This is a genomic window from Euzebya sp. (genome assembly GCF_964222135.1).
GTDB lineage: Bacteria > Actinomycetota > Nitriliruptoria > Euzebyales > Euzebyaceae > Euzebya.
Genome location: NZ_CAXQBR010000018.1, coordinates 1 through 16,488, shown reverse-complemented (window position 1 = coordinate 16,488; position 16,488 = coordinate 1). Strand labels below are relative to the sequence as shown.

Genomic DNA, 16,488 nt, shown 5'->3' with positions numbered 1-16,488 from the left:
GCTCGGCGTCGAGGCGCTCCTGATCGGACTCGAGCGCGGCGATCCGGGCGCTGAAGGTCTTCGACTCGGCGCTCAGCCCAGGCCGCTCCTCCGCCGACGCCTGCCCGATCCGCTTGCCGAACTGCTTCTGGGCCGCGCGCAGCTCCTGCGCCTCGGTCATCAGCGCCCGGCGGCGCTCGTCGATGGCCAGCAGCTCGTCGATCGTGGTGCCGGGGACCCCGCGGCGGGCGAGCGGCCCGCGGAGGGCGTCGGGATCAGCGCGGAGGGCCTTGATGTCGATCATCGCGCGTGAGGGTAGCCGGTGCCCCGCCGGGCACCAGCCGATCAGGTCCCGAGCAGCCCCGCGCCGCCCAGGCCCCCGAGCAGGTCGTCGACGATGTCGCCCAGGTCGACGCCACCGTCGCCCCCGCCGTCGCCGTCACCACCGCCGAGCCCGCCGAGCAGGTCGTCGAGGACGTCGGTCAGCGGGAGGTCGCCGGTGATCCCCCCGAGCAGATCCTCGAGGGGCAGGCCGGACCCGTCCGCGAGGCCCTCGAGGAGGCCGGTGACCTGCTCGACGTCGCCCTCCGCGATCGCGCCGAGGACGCCCGCGATCTGGTCGTCACCCAGCCCCGCGCCCTCGAGCAGCTCGACGACGTTGCCGAGCCCGCCCTCGAGCAGGCCGCCGAGGCCGAGGGCGGCGATGAGGTCGCCGAGAGCCGGGATGTCATCGAGGGTGCCGACCAGGTCGGCGACCAGCCCCAGGTTCAGGGTCATCAGGGCGCCGACGACCTGGCAGGCGACGAGGTCGACGAACGGGGCGCAGATCACCGCCGGGCCGCCGTCGAGGAGGTTCGCCTCGAGGCCGTCGGCGAGGAACGCCATGGTCTCGGTGGGGATCGACGGCCCGTCGCTCAGGAGGACCGGCGCGTCGTTCTGCTCGCCGTAGGCGGTGGAGGCGAAGCCCGGCGCCCACACGTCGTCACGCCCGCCCTGCTCGGCGATGATCAGCTGGTCAGCGGCGGCGGCGTTGTCGAACCCGCGGGCCTCCGCGATCGCGACGGCGGTCGCGAAGCGGTTGTCCCCCGCCACCCGGTCCACGTCGATGCCGGTCGCGGTGAGGGCGTCCTCGACGTCCTGGCCGACCGCGCCGGTGCCGCCGACGATCGTGACCGCGTCGTAGCCCTCGAGGTGCTCGGCGACGGCCGGGTGCAGCGCGTCCGACGTGGTCATCAGGATCGGCCAGCCGTTCTCCGCCGCGTACGGGCCGGCGGCGAGGAGGTCGGCGTACGCCTGGCTGTCCGGCTGCCCGGCGTCGGGGTAGGCGCGCACCAGCACGGCGTGGTCGGCGTCGGGGTGGGTCACCTCGGCGGCCTCCACCGCGGTTTCGACGCGGGTCGGCCCGCCGACGCGGATGACCTCGAGGCCCGCGAGCTCGAGCCGGCTGACGACGAACGGGTCGAGGGCGTCCTCGCCGCCGAGGATCGTGACGGCGTCCATGCCCAGGCGCACCAGCTCGTTGCCGGTCCTGGGGTCGAGGTCGTCGGGCTCGGTGAACAGGAGGGGCGCGGCGAAACGGCCCTGGAACGCACCGGAGGCGAACGCGTCCGCGAAGAGGTCCTCGCGGCTGAGGATCGCCGTCCCCGCCCCGTCGGGGAACGTCGCCTGGCTGAACGCGATCCCGGCATCGACGACGTCCTCACCGCGGAGGGCAAGGGTGTTGACCAGGGGGACGTCGCTGAGCACGTCGTCGATCTGGTTCGTCAGGCCGAGCACCAGGTCGCTGACCGGCCCCAGGACGGGGTCGAGCGGCGCGAGCCCCTCCACCTCGTCGAGCTGGTCGATCAACCCCTCCACCACGTCGGTGGTCTGCGCCGACGCGGGCGCGGCGGTCAGCACGAGGCTGAGGACGAGGAGCGAGGACAGCGCGGCGCGGGCCAGCAGGCGAGGGAGCATGGGTGCGGCTCTCCGGGGGGTGAGGTGACTGCGTGCAGGTCGTACGCAATCTCACACGCCTCCGGCCGCTCGGGTACCACCCGAGTTGGTGGTTCCCGGTAGCTCGTGAGGACTAGTCAGCCGCTCGAACCGGCGCGCCCGTGGTCGCGGAGCGCGATGTGGCTGTCCGGGTCGACCACCAGCGTCCGGATCGGCCACGGGATGGTCATGCCGGCGTCCTCGATCGCCCGCTTGACCGCGGACAGGACCCGGTCCTGGGTGTGGCGGACGCTGCGGATGTCGGGCCGGGTCCAGTACCGCAGCTCGAAGTTGACGCTCGAGTCGGCGAGCGCGGTCAGCAGCACCTCGCTGGGCGGCTCCGCGAGCACGCCGTCGACGTCGGCCAGCGCCCCCGCGATGACGTCCCGCGCGCGGTCGTGGTCGTCGCGGTAGTCGACCCCGACGGTGACCGTCGTGCGCCGCGTGCCCCGCGTGGTCAGGTTGACGATCGGGTTGCCGTAGACCTGCCCGTTCGGGATCAGGTTCACGGTGCCGTCGTAGCCGACCAGCCTCGTGACCCGGAAGTCGATGTCGTCGACGGTCCCCTCGTAGTCGCCGGTGATGATCTGATCCCCGGTCCTGAAGGGCTTCCGCATCAGCAGGATGACCCCGGCGATGAAGTTCTCGAGGATGCCCTGGACCGCGAGCCCGACAGCGATCCCGGCGACGGCCAGGAGGGCGACGACGCTGGTGACCGAGACCCCGACGACGGACAGGCTGAACAGCACCGCGGTGATGATCAGGACGAGCCGGGCCATGCGGGCCAGCAGGTTCGCCACGCTCCGGTCCATCCGCGCCCGGTCGAGGCCCCGGCGGACCGTCCGGGCCACGGCGAGCGCCACGACCAGGGCGATCACCAGGACGATGACGCCGATGACGATGATGGGGAGGCTCTCGAGGATGCCGCGCCAGATGTCGCCGAGCTGATCGCCGACGACGTCCAGGGCCTCGCCCGCGCTGGTCGGCGCGCTCTCGAGGTCGATCTCGAGCTCTTCGGTTGCGACCGGGGACTGCGCCAGCCGCATCAGCAGATGCTCGCGAGGAGCGGGTACGGGTTCACGGGACCTCCGCCACCGGGGTGGTACTCGAAGTGGATGTGCGGAGTCGTACCCCGCGCGTTGCCCGTGTCACCGTTGTGGGCGATCAGCTCGCCCGCGCTGACCCGCTGGCCCTGGCGGGCGACGAAGTCCTGCAGGTGGATGTACCAGTAGTCGTGCCCGTCGTCCCCGCGGAGGGTCAGGAACAGCCCCGAGATCCCGCCGCTGGTCGTGCGCGTCACCGTGCCGCTCGTGATGGCGAACACGTTGCCGCCGCGGGCGCCGAAGATGTCGGTCCCCTGGTGGCTGCGCCCGCCGGACCGGGGCGCGCCCCAGGTGTCGGTGAACGACCGCGGGTTGTCCTGCGGGCAGGCCATGCCGGAGCTGGCCACCGGTGCGCTGGCCCCACCGCCTCCCCCGCCGGACGACCCGCCGCCGGACGATCCGCCGCCCGAGGAGCCGCCGCCGTCGGCGGCCACCTGCTCCCGCGCGTCCGCCGTCGCCGCGGCTGCGGCCGCTGCCGCGGCCTCCGCCTGGCGGCGCGCCTCCTCGGCCGCGGCCAGGGCCGCCTGCCGCTCCGCCTCCTCGGCGGCCTCCGCGCGGCGCTCCGCCTCCTCGGCGGCCGCCGCCAGCTCGCGGGCCTCGGCCTCGGCCTGGGCGAGCTCCGCCGCGACGCCCTCCTCGACGCCCGCGGCGATGAACAGCTGCCGGTCCAGCTCGGCCTGGCGGGACTCGGCCTCCTCGCGGAGCCCGGCCAGGCGCTCGTCGACGGCGACCAGCTCCTCCTGGCGGCCGGCGAGCTGGCGGGTCACGACGTCGAGCTGCTCGATCCGGCCGCGGTCGGCGCGCGACAGCGCGGTCAGGTAGTGCGACCGGGTGCCGATCTCGGCGACGACGTCGGAGTCGAAGGCGAGCACCACGTCGTCGGCCGCTCCCTGGATGTAGAGGGAGCGGATCTGCGCGCCGAGCGAGGCCCGGACCTCGGCGACGACCCCCTCGAGCCGGTCGACCTCCCCGCGGAGGGCGGCCTGCTCGGCCTCGACGGCGTCGATGTCGGTCAGGATCGCGTCGACGGCCGCGGTGGCCTCCGCCAGGTCGGTCTCCACCGCCTCGCGGTCCTGGACGGCGTCCTCGAGCTCCGAGGCGATCCCCGCCTGGGACTCCCGCGCATCCTGGAGGGCCTCCTCCGCCTCCTGCTGCTCGGCCCGGAGCTCCGTCGAAGACGTGGCGACGGACCGGCCGGGGGGCAAGCCGCTCAGGCCGGAGGCCGGAGCGGCTTGGGCGAGGTCGTCGGAGGACTGGGCGCGCGCCGGCGTGCCGACCGCCGACGGCACCAGCAGGCCGACCACCAGGAGTGCGGTCGCCACCGCGGTGAGCCGGGGAAGTCGGCACCGCAGGGCACCTGAACTCACGCGCATGTCGGACCACAGCGTGCCCGGCCCGCGCACGGCGGGCAACTGCCCGAGGAGGCAGGGTCCTCCGCGCTCAGGTGTCGATGCGGTCGAGCAGCCGGCGGAACCAGAGGCTGGCGTCGGCGTATGCGTCCTCGGAGTCCGCACCGGCCGCGTGGGCGGTGAGCCCGTCGGCCCGCGGGTAGGTCCCGAGGATCCGGACCTCGGCGACGTGGCGGTGCACCGACCGGAGGGCCTCGGCCATGCGCGCCTCGGTCACGTGTCCGGAGGCGTCGATGAAGATGCAGTACTCGCCGAGCTGGGTCTTCGTCGGCCGCGACTCGATCTTGGTGAGGTTGATGCCGCGGAGGGCGAACTCGTCGAGGACCCGCATCAGCTGGCCCGGGCGGTCGGCGCCGAAGAACACGACCAGGGAGGTCTTGTCCGCCCCCGTCGGCCCCGGCATGCGCCGGCCGAGGGTGACGAACCGGGTGGTGTTGCCGTCCCGGTCGTGGATGTCGGCGGCGAGCACCTCGAGCCCGAAGCGCTCGGCGGCCGCGGTGGTCCCCAGGGCGGCGACGGTCCCGTCGCCGTCGACCACCTCCTCCGCGGCGGCGGCGGTCGACGCGGTCGTGGACAGCTGGACCCCGGACAGGTTCGCCGACAGCCACACCCGGCACTGGGGGATCGCCATCGGGTGGGACCGGACCTCCTTGACCGCGTCCAGTGAGGTCCCGGGGCGCACCAGCAGGTTCATCGAGATCGGGACCTCGACCTCGCCGCGGATGTAGACCCCCGGCTCACCGAACGCGAGCGTGTCGAGGGTCAGGTTCACCGCCCCCTCGATGCTGTTCTCGATCGGCACGACGCCGACGTCGGCGGTGCCGTCGCGCACCAGGTCGACGACGTCGGGGATGGTCGTCAGCGGGAGCCGCTCGTGCCCGGGCGCGGCCCGGTCGGCCGCGGCCGCCGTGAAGGTCCCCTCGGGGCCGAGGAACGCGACCGTCACGCCGGCCGTCCCGCGTCCTGGGGCTCCGCGCCGGCGGCCGACCCGACCGGTTCGTCCGGCGGCCCCTCGGCCTCCGGACCCGGCAGCCCGCGGACCGCCTCGGCGGCGCGGACGGTCCCGGACTCCATCGCCTGGGCGATGGCCTGCACCTCCTCCTCGGAGAGGTTGTGGCTGGACGTCCCACCGGTCACCGGCTTCGCGTACGTGCGGGTCTGGACGCGGCCGTTCATCGCGGTGATGACGCTGCCGTCGCCGTGCTCGTCGAGCAGCGCGATCGAGAACGACAGCCGCCCGCCCATGTCGTCGAAGGCGTCGTAGCGCACGGTCCCGATGCGGCTGAGGCTGCGCGCCAGGAGGGAGCGGAGCTGCCGGGCGTACGCCTGCTGGCGGCGGACCTCCTGCTGCAGGGCCTTGATCTCCTCGAGGTGCATCTCGAGGAGGGTGACGACGTCCTCGCGTCGTCCCCGGGCGAACCGGCTGTACGTGGCCCTGACGCGGCGCTCCCCCTGGATGGCCATCACCCCTGCCGCGATCGCACCGATCGACAGCAGGATGGAGACGACCAGGAGGACGCCGACCACACCGGGGCTGAGTTCCATGACGCCCCGAGTCTAGGCACGGACCGCTCAGACGTTGGCGTCCGGCTGGTCGCCGCGGCGTTCGCCGGTGCGGTCCCCGCCGGTCCGGCGCAGGTAGACCGACGGCACCTTCTCGGGGTTGGACGGGTCGACGGGATAGACGAGGACCGGCACGTCGACGTCGCGGACGACGCGCTGGGAGATCATCCCCCAGCGGCTCGGCTCGAGCAGCGACGTGCGCGCCGGCTCGCCCATCACGACCAGCTGCGCCTCGTGGTCCCGCACCGCCGCGACGAGGGACTGGGCGACGGACTCCGAGACCTTGTGCACCTTCGTCACCTCGATGTTGCGCTCCCGGGCGACCTCCTCGACCAGCCCGAGCACCTCCGGCTCGGTCCCCTCCTCGACCGCCCCGGGCCGGGAGATGTGGACCGCGATCAGGCTGGCGCGCATCGTGCCGACGAGGTCGAGGAGGAACGGCAGCCGCGGCAGCACGACGTCGATCGACCCCATCGGCACCAGGACCCGGTTGAACGACCGGTGGGACAGGACCTCGGGGATGACCTCCACGCCCGCGCGGGTGTCGTCCGCCCGGCCTGCCTCGCCCGACGCGCGGATGGCGCGCCGCACGAAGATCGGACCGCCCAGCTCGAAGACCACGATCGAGCCGAGCACCACCCCCGAGACGGTCGGGCCGAGCTCGGGCGCCTGCTCGACCACCAGGGCGACGAGCGCGATCGCCATGCCGGCGTGGGGCAGCAGGGACATCCCCAGGCGGAACCCCTCCCCGGCGTTGCGCCCGACCAGCCCGCCGAGCGTCGCCCCCGCGATCTTGCCCGCCGCGCGGGCGCCGGCGTAGGCCACGCCGATGATCCCGACCTGGGCCAGCTCCTCGAGGTGGATGCCCGCCCCGGCCACCACGAAGAAGATCAGGTAGATCGGCGCCTCGAGGGTCCGCACGGTCGCGAAGAGCCGGTCGGCCAGCCACGGGGCGCTGTTCGCGACGTACAGGCCGGCGATCAGGGTCGAGATGACGACGGATCCCTCGACCGCGAGGGCCGCCCCCACGATCGCGGTCAGGATGACGATGAGGAAGAGGAGCAGCTCGCCGCTCGACTCGATCGAGCGGCTGAAGGTCTTGAGCACCCACCCGCCGGCGAAGCCGATGATCGTCGACAGCACGATCAGCTCCCCGAACACCAGGGCCGTCTGCTGCGGGGTCGCCTCGCCCGACGTGGCCAGGATGAACGGCAGGCTGAAGCCGAAGAGCACCGCGGTCGCCACGTTCGTGACGCCGACCGAGCTGAGCAGCAGGTTCGTCGTCGGCCCGGTGGAGCGCTCCTCCCGGACCGTGGCGCTGACCGTGAGGACGCCGGTCTCGGTGGCGATCAGCGCCAGCAGCAGCGCGGTCGAGGACGAGGCCCCCGCCAGCTGCACCGCGAAGAACACCGCCACGCCGGTGAGGACGAGCTGGCCGAGGTTCATCGGGACCAGGCGGAACCGCTGCTCGCGCAGGTCGTCGATGCGCAGGCGATCGCCGATCAGGAAGATCACCGCCCCGAGGGCGACCTGGGTCAGCAGCTCGAGGGACGCGAGGTTCGTGTCGTTGATCAGGTTCAGGCCCTCGGGCCCGATGGCGACGCCGAGGGCGAGGAAGACCACGATCTCGGGCACGAAGCGCTTGAAGAGGTTCCCGACGACGATCGCCACGAGGCCGAGGCCGGCGATGATCAGGAGGGAGAGGTCCACGAGGGAGGTCCAGTCGGTGGCGTGCGGGGGCGGCGCCTGCGGGGCGGTGGGCCGCCGTCGCCGGCTAGTACGCCTTCGCGATGTAGGCGGTGAGCCCGTCGTCGTCCCGTGAGCCCGGCAGCTCCCCGTCGGGTCCCACCAGGCAGCGGACGGAGTAGCCGCGCTCGGCGAGCGCGTCCTCCCCAGCTTCTCCCAGGTCGGCCCAGGCCATGCGGAACAACCCGTTGCCGTCGATCTCAGCGACGGAGCCCACGTCCGTGGTGGAGGTCTCGCGATGGCGGCGGGACTCCTCCAGCAGGTCGGCCTGGATCTCGACGAGCAGGTCGACGACCCGGTCGACGACGGACTCGAGGGGCACGGCCTCCTTCTCCCCCGTGTCGCGGCGGGCGAGGGTCACGACCCCCTCGGCCAGGTCGCGGGGGCCGAGCTCGAGGCGGATGGGCACGCCCTTCAGCTCCCACTCGACGGCGCGACGGCCGAAGGAGCTGTCGGTCCGGCGGTCCAGGTGGCTGCGGACGCCGGCGCGCAGCAGCCGGTGGTCGAGGTCGTCGCAGACGTCGACCACGTCCTCCTTGACCGCCATGACGACGACCTGGCGGGGGGCGATCACCGGCGGCAGGCGCAGGCCCGCGTCGTCGCCGTGGCTCATGATGAGCCCGCCGACGGTGCGGCTCGACAGGCCCCACGAGGTGGTCCAGGCGTGCTGGACGGTGTTCTCCGCATCGGTGAACGTGATGTCGAAGCCCTTGGCGAAGTGCTGGCCGAGGTTGTGGCTCGTGGCCATCTGCAGGGCCTTGCCGTCGCGCATCAGGCCCTCGTGGGTGTAGGTGAGGTCCGCGCCGGCGAAGGTCTCGCGCTTCGTCTTCAGCCCGCTGACCACGTCGATCGCGAGGCAGTCGCGGATGGTCTCGAGGTAGACCCGGCGGTGGACGGTCAGCGCCTCGGCCTGCGCCTCGTCGAAGGTGGCGTGGGCGGTGTGGCCCTCCTGCCAGTAGAACTCCGTCGTCCGCAGGAAGATGCGCGGGCGCAGCTCCCAGCGGACCACGTTGGCCCACTGGTTGAGGAGGAGGGGCAGGTCCCGGTGGCCCTGCACCCAGCGGGACATGGCGTCGCCGAAGAGGGTCTCCGAGGTCGGGCGGACGACGAGCGGCTCAGCCAGCTCCTCACCGCCGGCGTGGGTCACCAGCGCGAGCTCGGGGCTGAACCCCTCGACGTGCTCGGCCTCCTTCTCGAGGAAGCTGTAGGGGATGAACATCGGGAACTGGACGTTCTCGTGCCCCGTCGCCTTGATGCGCCGGTCGACCTCGTCGCGGATGCGCTCCCACAGGGCGTTGCCCCAGGGCTTCATCACCATCGTCCCGCGGGTCGCCCCTCCCTCGGCCAGGTCGGCCTTCGCGACGACGTCCTGGTACCAGCGGGGGAAGTCCTCCGACTGGGGCGTCAGCACTCTCTTGGCAGCCATGGCGGACGAGTCTACGGGCGCCCGTCGATGCGACGGCCGGGCCGACGCCCAGACGTCGACCCCTAGACGTCGGCGAAGTGCTCGACGTGGGGCGGGCCGGCGAAGTGCGGGCCGATGAGGGCGCGCCAGCGCCCGAAGCCGTCGCCGGCGCGGAACGCCTCGTGCGCCTCGACGGAGTCCCACTCGACCAGCAGGACGAAGCGGGTCGGGGTCTCGATGCCCTGGGTCATGCGGATCGCGCCGACGCCGTCCGCCGCGCCGATCACCTCGACGGCCTCGGCGTAGGCGTCGCGGAACGCCTGCTCGGACCCGGCGGTGACGTCGATGAGGGCAACTTCGAGGACCATGTCCTGCAGCCTAGCGCCGCACCATCCGCTCAAGGCCCTGCGGGCCGGTGCCGACAGCTCCGAGGTGACGTCCTCCTCCGCGCGCCACCGCATCGTCGGGCTGGCGCTCTGCACCGCGGTCCTCCTCGCGACCCTCCCCTCCCTCCCCGCGACCGCCCAGGCCGGGGGCCTGGCCGTGACCCGCCACGCGGGTGCGACGCGCACGGCCACGGCGGTGGAGGTGTCCCGCCACCCCCACCCGGACGGCGCCGACGCCGTGGTGCTGGCGCGCGCCGACGCCTACGGCGACGCCCTGGCGGCTGCCCCCCTGGCGGCGGTGCTGGACGCGCCCGTGCTGCTGACCGCCCCGACGACCCTCGAGCAGGGCGTGGCCGAGGAGATCGCCCGCCTCGACGCGGAGACGGTCACGGTGCTCGGCGGGATCGCCGAGGGCGTGGCCGACGACCTCGCCGCGGACGGTCTGGACGTCGTCCGCATCGCCGGCGCCGACGAGTGGGCCACATACGCGGCCATCGCCCGCGCGGTCGCCGAGCAGACCGGCGCCGACCGCGCCCTGCGGGTGGAGGGCGCCCACGCCGACCCGGCCCGCGGCTGGCCCGACGCGCTGGCCGCCTCGGCCTGGGCGGCGCGAGAGCAGATCCCGGTCCTCATGACGACCGCCGGCGCCCTGCCGGACCCCACGCGCGACCTGATCGACGAGCTCGACCTCGCCGCGGTGACCGTCGTCGGCGGCCCCGCGGCCGTCACCGACGCCGTCGTCGCGGACGTCGACCCGCGCGTCGGGACCGTCGACCGCGTCGCCGGGGACGGCCGCTACGACACCGCCGTCGCCGTCGCCTCCCGGGGCCTCGACGCCGCGGGGCCTGCCCCTGAGGTGTGGGTCGCGTCCGGCCGCGGCTGGCCTGACGCGCTGGTCGCCGGTCCCGCGGCCGCCCGCGCCGGCGGCGTGTTGGTCCTGAGCGACCCCGCCTCCCTCGAGCACGCGCCCGCCACCCGCGCCTTCCTGGACGCCCACCGGCCCACCACCCCGACCGCCCACCTGGTCGGCGGCACCGCGGTCCTGTCCGAGGACGTCGCCCACACCGTCACCACCGGTGAGATCCGCCAGGCGACGCCGCAGCCGGACCACGGGGAGATCCCCGGCGCGGACCAGCGACCCACGGCGGTGCCCGCCGACAACGACGCGCCCCCGATCAGCGCCGCCGTCCCCTGGTCCGATCCCGCCACCTGGGGCGGCCGGGTGCCGCAGGCCGGCGAGGTCGTCGCCATCCCCGCCGACACCGCCGTGCTGCTCGACGTCGACCCGCCGGCGCTGCGCGGCATCGACGTGCGGGGGACGCTCGTCGCCGCCGACATCGACATGACCGTCGAGGTCCAGTGGATCCTGGTCACCGGCCACCTGGCCCTCGGCACACGTGAGCGGCCCCTCACCCGGCGGGTCACCGTCGTCCTCGATCCCCAGCCGGGTGCCGGGATCGAGCACGCCGGCGAGGGCCCGATCGCCGTCCGCGGCGGCACCCTCGACATCCACGGCGTGACCCCGGCCCGCACCTGGACCCGCCTCGCGGCGACCGCCCCGGCCGGCACCACCCAGCTGCAGCTCGCCGAGGCCCCCGGCTGGCGGGTCGGCGACCGCATCGTCGTGGCCTCGACCAGCACCGACGTGGACCAGGCCGAGGAGCGGACGGTCACCGGCGTCGACGGCGCTCGCGTGACCCTCGACCAGCCCCTCACCCACACCCACTGGGGCCAGACCGACGTGCTGGCGGGGACCGAGGTCGCCCAGCACGCCGAGGTCGGCAACCTGACCCGCAACGTCGTCGTGACCTCCACCCCCGAGGCGCGCGCGGCGCAGCGCGGCGGGCACGTCATGGTCTTCCGCGGGTCCCGCGCCCAGATCAGCGGCGCGGAGTTCACCGGCCTCGGCCAGGCCGGCGAGCTGGCCCGGTACCCCGTCCACTTCCACATGATGGGCAACGCGAGCGGCTCGTACGTCCGTGGCGCCTCGGTGCACCACACCTTCAACCGGTGCGTCACCTTCCACGGCAGCGACTACGTCCACATGCAGGACACGGTCGGGTACGAGTCCCTCGGGCACTGCTACTTCTTCGAGGACGGCGTCGAGACCGGCAACACGCTGTACTGCAACCTCGGCCTGTCGACCCGCCGGCCCGACGAAGGCATGGCGCTGCTCGAGTCCGACCAGACGCCCGCGACGTTCTGGATCACCAACCCGACCAACCACCTCGCCCGCAACGCCGCCGCGGGGTCGGAGGGGCACGGGTTCTGGTACGACCTGCCCGAGGCGCCGACGGGCCTGTCGGCCGGCCGCGAGCTCGACATCCGACGTCTGCCCTTCGGCACCTTCGACGACAACGTCGCCCACACCCTGTCGGGGGAGGGGTGGAAGGAGGGCGTCGGCATCTTCGTCGAGCAGTACCGCCCGCCCGGCCCCGCGGTCATGCACCGCAACCACGTCTGGAAGTCCCGCGGGTTCGGCGCCTGGATCGAGGGGACCGAGCTGCGCGGGTCGGTGCTCGCCGAGAACTCGATCGGGTTCCTCGGCACCCCCGGCCGGCTGGTCGACGCGACCGTCGTCGGCGACACCACGAACGCGGCGGGCGATGCTCCGTGGCGCAAGACCGGCGTGGGCTTCTACCACGAGCGGAGCGACATCGTCCGGCCCACGTTCGTGAACTACGCGGCCCGCCAGCACAGCTGGCAGCGGCCGCGCCTGGCGATGGAGTACATCGCCGACGAGCACAACGTCGTGTCGGAGGTCACGGGCGCCACCTTCGTCAACGCCGCCAGGTTGCAGGTCGTCGACCAGCCGGGCGAGGACGGGACGCCCGACCTGCGGGCCGCTGCCATCCGCGACGTCGACGGCTCGATCTCCGGCGCCCCGGCGCTGCTCGCCTCGAACCACCCGCTGATGCACGACGCGTCCTGCGCCTGGCGTGAGGACCTGCGGGCCCGCACCTGCCCGACCGGCTACGACCGGGTGTGGCTGCGGCTCGCCGACCAGGGCGGTGATCCCGGCGCGGTCACGCTGCGCCGCGACGACGGGGTCAGCGCACCCCTCGACGGGCCCCGCTGGGCCGACGAGGCATCGGGCGACGTGCTCTTGGACCGCACCTACGCGGTGTCGAGCGCCGCGGCCCACAGCGGACGCCTCGAGGTGATCCTCTACGGGCAGGTCGAGGGGTACGTCGACCTCCAGATCCCCTGGCCGTTCCCGACCGCCCACGTCTACGACGGGTGGGGCCGCTGGCACGAGGTGCCGGCCGGGCCGCTCGCCGAGGGCGGGTGGTCGCTCTCGGGGTCGACGCTGACCGTCCGCCACCGCCTCGACGACCTGGCCGAGCAGGGCACCTGGCAACGCCTCGAGCTGTGCGCGCAGGCGTTCTGCGGCAACGCCGGACCTGGGTAGACCCCCCTGCGGTCAGGAGTTGGCCGCCTCGAGGAGGGCGTCCAGGGCCACCGTGCCGCCGAAGAGGGTCAGGCCGATGAGCGCGACGCCGGTGCCCGCGATCGCCACCCGGCGACCGATCCCGCGGGTCCGGCCCACGTAGAGGGCGACCACCCCGATCAGGGTGCCGACCAGGGCGAGCACCGGGACGTTGCCGGCGATGCCGTCGTCGGCGGGGCGCAGGACCCCGAGGACCGCGCCGCCGCCGAGGGCCAGCGCCAGCAGGCCGAGACCGCCGGCGATCATGTCCCTCGATTGGAGTGGGTCAGCCACCCGATCCCCTTCCCCGCCGGCCGGGCGTCCGGCGGCGTGCAGGTGGATCCTAGTGCGAGCAGCGGTCGGGTTTCTGGCAGGCTGGGCGGTGTGGCTCCCACCCCTGACTACCCGTTCCCCGCACGGGCGTCGATGGATCCCGACCCCGACCGCCGGGACGAGGGGGCCGCTGCCGCGCCGGCCCGGTCCGTGCCCTCGCGCGTGGCCTTCGTCGCGTCGAGCAGCCCGACGGCCCAGAGCTCGCTGCGGGAGCTGACCGACCGCTACGGCAACCACTCCCCGGACGAGGCGGAGGTCATCGTCACCCTCGGCGGTGACGGCTTCATGCTCGAGTCGATGCACCGGTACATGGCCCTCGGCACCCCGCTGTTCGGGATGAACCGCGGGACGGTGGGGTTCCTGATGAACCGGTTCAGCCCGGACGGCCTGACGGACCGGCTCGCCGACGCCGAGGAGCAGGTCCTGCGGCCGCTGCGCATGATCGCGAACTGCGACGGCGGGGTCCGCCTCGAGGCGGTCGCGTTCAACGAGGTGTCGATGCTCCGACAGGAGCGCCAGGCCGCGAAGCTGCGCCTGATCATCAACGGGCGCGAGCGGATGGACCAGCTGGTGTGCGACGGGATCATCGTCTCGACCGCGGCGGGTTCCACGGCCTACAACCTGTCGGCGCACGGACCGATCATCCCGATCGGGTCGCCGCTCCTCGCGATGACCCCGATCAGCGCGTTCCGGCCACGGCGCTGGCGTGGCGCGCTGCTCCCGTCGAGCGCGACGGTCCGGGTCGAGGTCGCCGAGCGGTGGAAGCGCCCGGTCAGCGCCGTGGCCGACCACGTCGAGGCACGAGACGTCGTCGACGTCGAGATCGCCGAGGACCCGACCCAATCGGTCCGCATGCTCTTCGACGCCGACCACAACCTCGAGGAGCGCATCCTCACCGAGCAGTTCAGCTTCGGCTGAGCCCGCCGCGGGCCCGGCCCAACACGCAGATCTGGGTCTCAGCTCCGTCGGCGGTCCAACCCCTCAGATCTGAGGTCCTGCTCGCGCGGTCAGCCGGCCGACTGGAAGGTCTCGGCGTGGCCGGTGGCGTCGACGGCCTCGCCGATGCGGCTCAGCGCCTGGGCGTAGGCCGCGACGCGGAGGGAGATGTCGCGCTCGGTGGCGAAGTCCCACAGGCGACGGGCCTCGGTGGTCATGCGGGACTCGAGGCGGGTGCGGACCTCCTCTGCGGTCCATGCGAAGCCCTGGCGGTTCTGGACCCACTCGAAGTAGGACACGGTGACGCCGCCCGCGTTGGCGAGCACGTCCGGGACGACGACGACCCCGCGCTCGAACAGCGCGGCGTCCGCCTCGGGGGTGATCGGGCCGTTCGCCAGCTCCACGATCATCCTCGCCTTCACGTCGTCGACGGTGTCGATCGTGATGGCGTTCTCGAGCGCGGCCGGCACCAGCAGGTCGACGTCGAGCGCGAGGAGCTCGTCGTTGCTGATCACGTCGTGGTCGACGGCCTCGCAGACGCTGCCCTCGCAGTAGACGCCCTTGAGGGCCCGCGACTCCCGCTTGACCTTGGCCACCGACGGGATGTGGAGCCCCTCCTCGGTGTGCACGCCGCCCTGGGAGTCGCTGACCGCGACGACGGTGTAGCCGGCGGCGTGGAGGAGCTCGGCCATCACCATCCCGGCGTTGCCGAAGCCCTGCACCGCGGCGGTGCGCCGTCCGCCGGTGTCGAGCACCTTCGGGGCGAGCGTCTCGGTGACGAAGAACCCGCCGTCCGCCGTCGCGGTGTCCCTCCCGAGCGACCCGCCCAGCGCGATGGGCTTGCCGGTGATGACGTCGGGGACCCGGTGCCGCTTGATGATGGAGTACTGGTCCATCATCCAGCCCATGATCATCGCGTTGGTGTAGACGTCCGGCGCCGGGACATCGACGTCGGGGCCGATCGCGTCGGCGATGCCGTCGATGAACCCGCGGCTGAGGCGCTCGAGCTCGGACATCGAGAGGGCCTTCGGGTCGACCGTCACGCCGCCCTTCCCGCCCCCGTAGGGGAGGTCGACGACCGCGCACTTGATCGTCATCCAGAAGGCGAGGGTCTGGACCTCGTCGAGGGTGACGTCCTGGTGGTAGCGGATGCCGCCCTTCGCTGGTCCGCGGACGTCGTTGTAGCGGACCCGGTAGCCCTGGAAGGTCCGAAGGGACCCGTCGTCCATCCGCACGGGGATCGACACCGACAGGGCGCTGCGCGGGTGCTTCAGGCGCTCGACGGTGTCGGCGGAGACGTCGGCGTGCGCCAGCGCCTCGTCGATGATCCCGGTGGCCCCCTCGAACAGGTCCGCCATCGAGCGCCTCCTCGCGTGTCCGGCCGCCCTCCCGCTAGGAGGCCGCCTGGTTGATCTGGTGGTGGGACTCGTAGGTCACGACGCGCTTCCCGAACGCCACCCGGGTCCCCGGCTCGATCTTCTCCGGCGTGTCGGCCACGAGGCGCTTCCACTGCTGGGCACCGCGGGGCAGGACGTAGGTGCCGTTGGCCGACCCGCGGTCGACGACGTAGACGTCCCAGTCGACGAGGCGGATCTCGGCGTGGACCCGGGACAGGGACCGCTCGTTGTCCTGGAGCTTGAGGGGCAGCGCCTCGCCGCCCTCCACCAGGGGGTCCTTCTCCGGCTCGCGGCCCACGACGTAGCCGCGGTTGAGGGTGAACGTCGAGCCGTCGTCGGCGACGACCACGCCGAGCGGCGGCCGGGGGCGCTGGACCAGCACGTGGGTCCGGTGGATCATCGCGACCCCCGTCACGGCGCAGTACAGCGCGTCCGGGTGGTTGAAGTAGCCGGCCGGGGACAGCACGCCGTAGACGAGCGGCGCGTCGGGGTCCTCGACCTCCTCCTTCGGCGTGTCACCGGTGAGCACCGGCAGCGGGTCGCGCTTCGCGTCCGCACCGACGTCGAGGAGGGGGACGGACTCGAACGGCACGTCCTCCTCCGGCATCGCCTCCGGCTCGGGGCGGGCGTCGACGGCCACCGGCTCGGCGTCGCGGCTCGGCGGCTGGATGAGCGTCGGCGGCTCCTCCTCCGTCCCGGGCTGGGCGGACGGTGCGACCCCCTGCGCGGGGCCGTCGCCGCCGGGTGGGGTCCGGGTCGGCAGCGGACCGGCGTCCTGGCCGTACGCGACCGGCTGGGGCGGTGGGGCCGGCTGGGGCTGGGGTTGG

13 protein-coding genes and 1 pseudogene are annotated in these 16,488 nt (G+C 73.5%); 2 read left to right on the top strand and 12 right to left on the bottom strand.

Features of this window, described 5'->3' with window-relative positions:
* The 9 genes and pseudogenes from ACEQ2X_RS04525 to ACEQ2X_RS04485 all read right to left on the bottom strand — a co-directional run.
* Positions 1-283, bottom strand: a pseudogene (locus ACEQ2X_RS04525) (serine--tRNA ligase); the annotation flags it as partial.
* 41 nt (positions 284-324) lie between these two features.
* On the bottom strand, positions 325-1,935 hold the full coding sequence (locus ACEQ2X_RS04520; protein WP_370324586.1) for a cell wall-binding repeat-containing protein: 1,611 nt from the start codon (positions 1,933-1,935) through the stop codon (positions 325-327).
* Positions 1,936-2,051: 116 nt separating this feature from the next.
* Positions 2,052-2,999 (bottom strand): mechanosensitive ion channel family protein, encoded by a 948-nt coding sequence (locus ACEQ2X_RS04515; protein ID WP_370324585.1) that lies wholly within the window; start codon positions 2,997-2,999, stop codon positions 2,052-2,054.
* A complete protein-coding gene (locus ACEQ2X_RS04510) occupies positions 2,999-4,378 on the bottom strand; it encodes a murein hydrolase activator EnvC (RefSeq protein ID WP_370324584.1) in 1,380 nt (459 codons plus the stop codon). Before ACEQ2X_RS04510 ends, ACEQ2X_RS04515 begins: the two co-directional genes overlap by 1 nt.
* Before the next feature lie 118 nt (positions 4,379-4,496).
* Positions 4,497-5,411, bottom strand: a complete 915-nt coding sequence (pheA, locus tag ACEQ2X_RS04505) for a prephenate dehydratase (RefSeq protein ID WP_370324583.1) — start codon at positions 5,409-5,411, stop codon at positions 4,497-4,499.
* Positions 5,408-6,010 (bottom strand): DUF4446 family protein, encoded by a 603-nt coding sequence (locus ACEQ2X_RS04500; RefSeq protein WP_370324582.1) that lies wholly within the window; start codon positions 6,008-6,010, stop codon positions 5,408-5,410. Before ACEQ2X_RS04500 ends, pheA begins: the two co-directional genes overlap by 4 nt.
* 27 nt (positions 6,011-6,037) lie before the next feature.
* Positions 6,038-7,738, bottom strand: coding sequence for a cation:proton antiporter (locus tag ACEQ2X_RS04495; RefSeq protein WP_370324581.1), 1,701 nt, complete (start codon positions 7,736-7,738; stop codon positions 6,038-6,040).
* Between the two features lie 64 nt (positions 7,739-7,802).
* Positions 7,803-9,200 carry a proline--tRNA ligase gene (gene proS / locus ACEQ2X_RS04490; protein WP_370324580.1) on the bottom strand — a complete coding sequence of 466 codons (1,398 nt, stop codon included), beginning with the start codon at positions 9,198-9,200 and terminating at the stop codon, positions 7,803-7,805.
* Between the two features lie 62 nt (positions 9,201-9,262).
* A complete protein-coding gene (locus tag ACEQ2X_RS04485) occupies positions 9,263-9,547 on the bottom strand; it encodes an antibiotic biosynthesis monooxygenase (protein ID WP_370324579.1) in 285 nt (94 codons plus the stop codon).
* Here ACEQ2X_RS04485 and ACEQ2X_RS04480 point away from each other — a divergent pair.
* The gene (locus ACEQ2X_RS04480) at positions 9,546-12,977 is read left to right on the top strand and encodes a cell wall-binding repeat-containing protein (protein ID WP_370324578.1); all 3,432 of its coding nucleotides are present in this window, start codon (positions 9,546-9,548) and stop codon (positions 12,975-12,977) included. The genes ACEQ2X_RS04485 and ACEQ2X_RS04480 overlap by 2 nt on opposite strands.
* A 12-nt stretch (positions 12,978-12,989) precedes the next feature.
* Here the strand turns inward: ACEQ2X_RS04480 and ACEQ2X_RS04475 are convergent, their stop codons facing one another.
* Complete coding sequence (locus tag ACEQ2X_RS04475) at positions 12,990-13,289, bottom strand: hypothetical protein (protein ID WP_370324577.1); 300 nt, start codon at positions 13,287-13,289, stop codon at positions 12,990-12,992.
* Between the two features lie 90 nt (positions 13,290-13,379).
* Here ACEQ2X_RS04475 and ACEQ2X_RS04470 point away from each other — a divergent pair, with 90 nt between their 5' ends.
* On the top strand, positions 13,380-14,246 hold the full coding sequence (locus ACEQ2X_RS04470; protein ID WP_370324576.1) for an NAD kinase: 867 nt from the start codon (positions 13,380-13,382) through the stop codon (positions 14,244-14,246).
* An 89-nt stretch (positions 14,247-14,335) separates the two neighbouring features.
* Here ACEQ2X_RS04470 and ACEQ2X_RS04465 read toward each other — a convergent pair whose 3' ends face one another.
* Both ACEQ2X_RS04465 and ACEQ2X_RS04460 read right to left on the bottom strand, forming a co-directional pair.
* On the bottom strand, positions 14,336-15,622 hold the full coding sequence (locus ACEQ2X_RS04465; RefSeq protein ID WP_370324575.1) for a Glu/Leu/Phe/Val dehydrogenase: 1,287 nt from the start codon (positions 15,620-15,622) through the stop codon (positions 14,336-14,338).
* 34 nt (positions 15,623-15,656) lie between these two features.
* Positions 15,657-16,488 (bottom strand): FHA domain-containing protein (locus tag ACEQ2X_RS04460; RefSeq protein WP_370324574.1); only part of this gene is annotated, 832 nt, incomplete at its 5' end.

What these genes read in the sequence shown, in the direction of transcription:
- ACEQ2X_RS04520 (WP_370324586.1), bottom strand. Translation starts at nt 1,935, where the DNA reads ATGCTCCCTCGCCTGCTGGCCCGCGCCGCGCTGTCCTCGCTCCTCGTC.
- ACEQ2X_RS04515 (WP_370324585.1), bottom strand. Translation starts at nt 2,999, where the DNA reads ATGCGGCTGGCGCAGTCCCCGGTCGCAACCGAAGAGCTCGAGATCGAC.
- ACEQ2X_RS04500 (WP_370324582.1), bottom strand. Translation starts at nt 6,010, where the DNA reads ATGGAACTCAGCCCCGGTGTGGTCGGCGTCCTCCTGGTCGTCTCCATC.
- proS (WP_370324580.1), bottom strand. Translation starts at nt 9,200, where the DNA reads ATGGCTGCCAAGAGAGTGCTGACGCCCCAGTCGGAGGACTTCCCCCGC.
- ACEQ2X_RS04480 (WP_370324578.1), top strand. Translation starts at nt 9,546, where the DNA reads ATGTCCTGCAGCCTAGCGCCGCACCATCCGCTCAAGGCCCTGCGGGCC.
- ACEQ2X_RS04485 (WP_370324579.1), bottom strand. Translation starts at nt 9,547, where the DNA reads ATGGTCCTCGAAGTTGCCCTCATCGACGTCACCGCCGGGTCCGAGCAG.
- ACEQ2X_RS04465 (WP_370324575.1), bottom strand. Translation starts at nt 15,622, where the DNA reads ATGGCGGACCTGTTCGAGGGGGCCACCGGGATCATCGACGAGGCGCTG.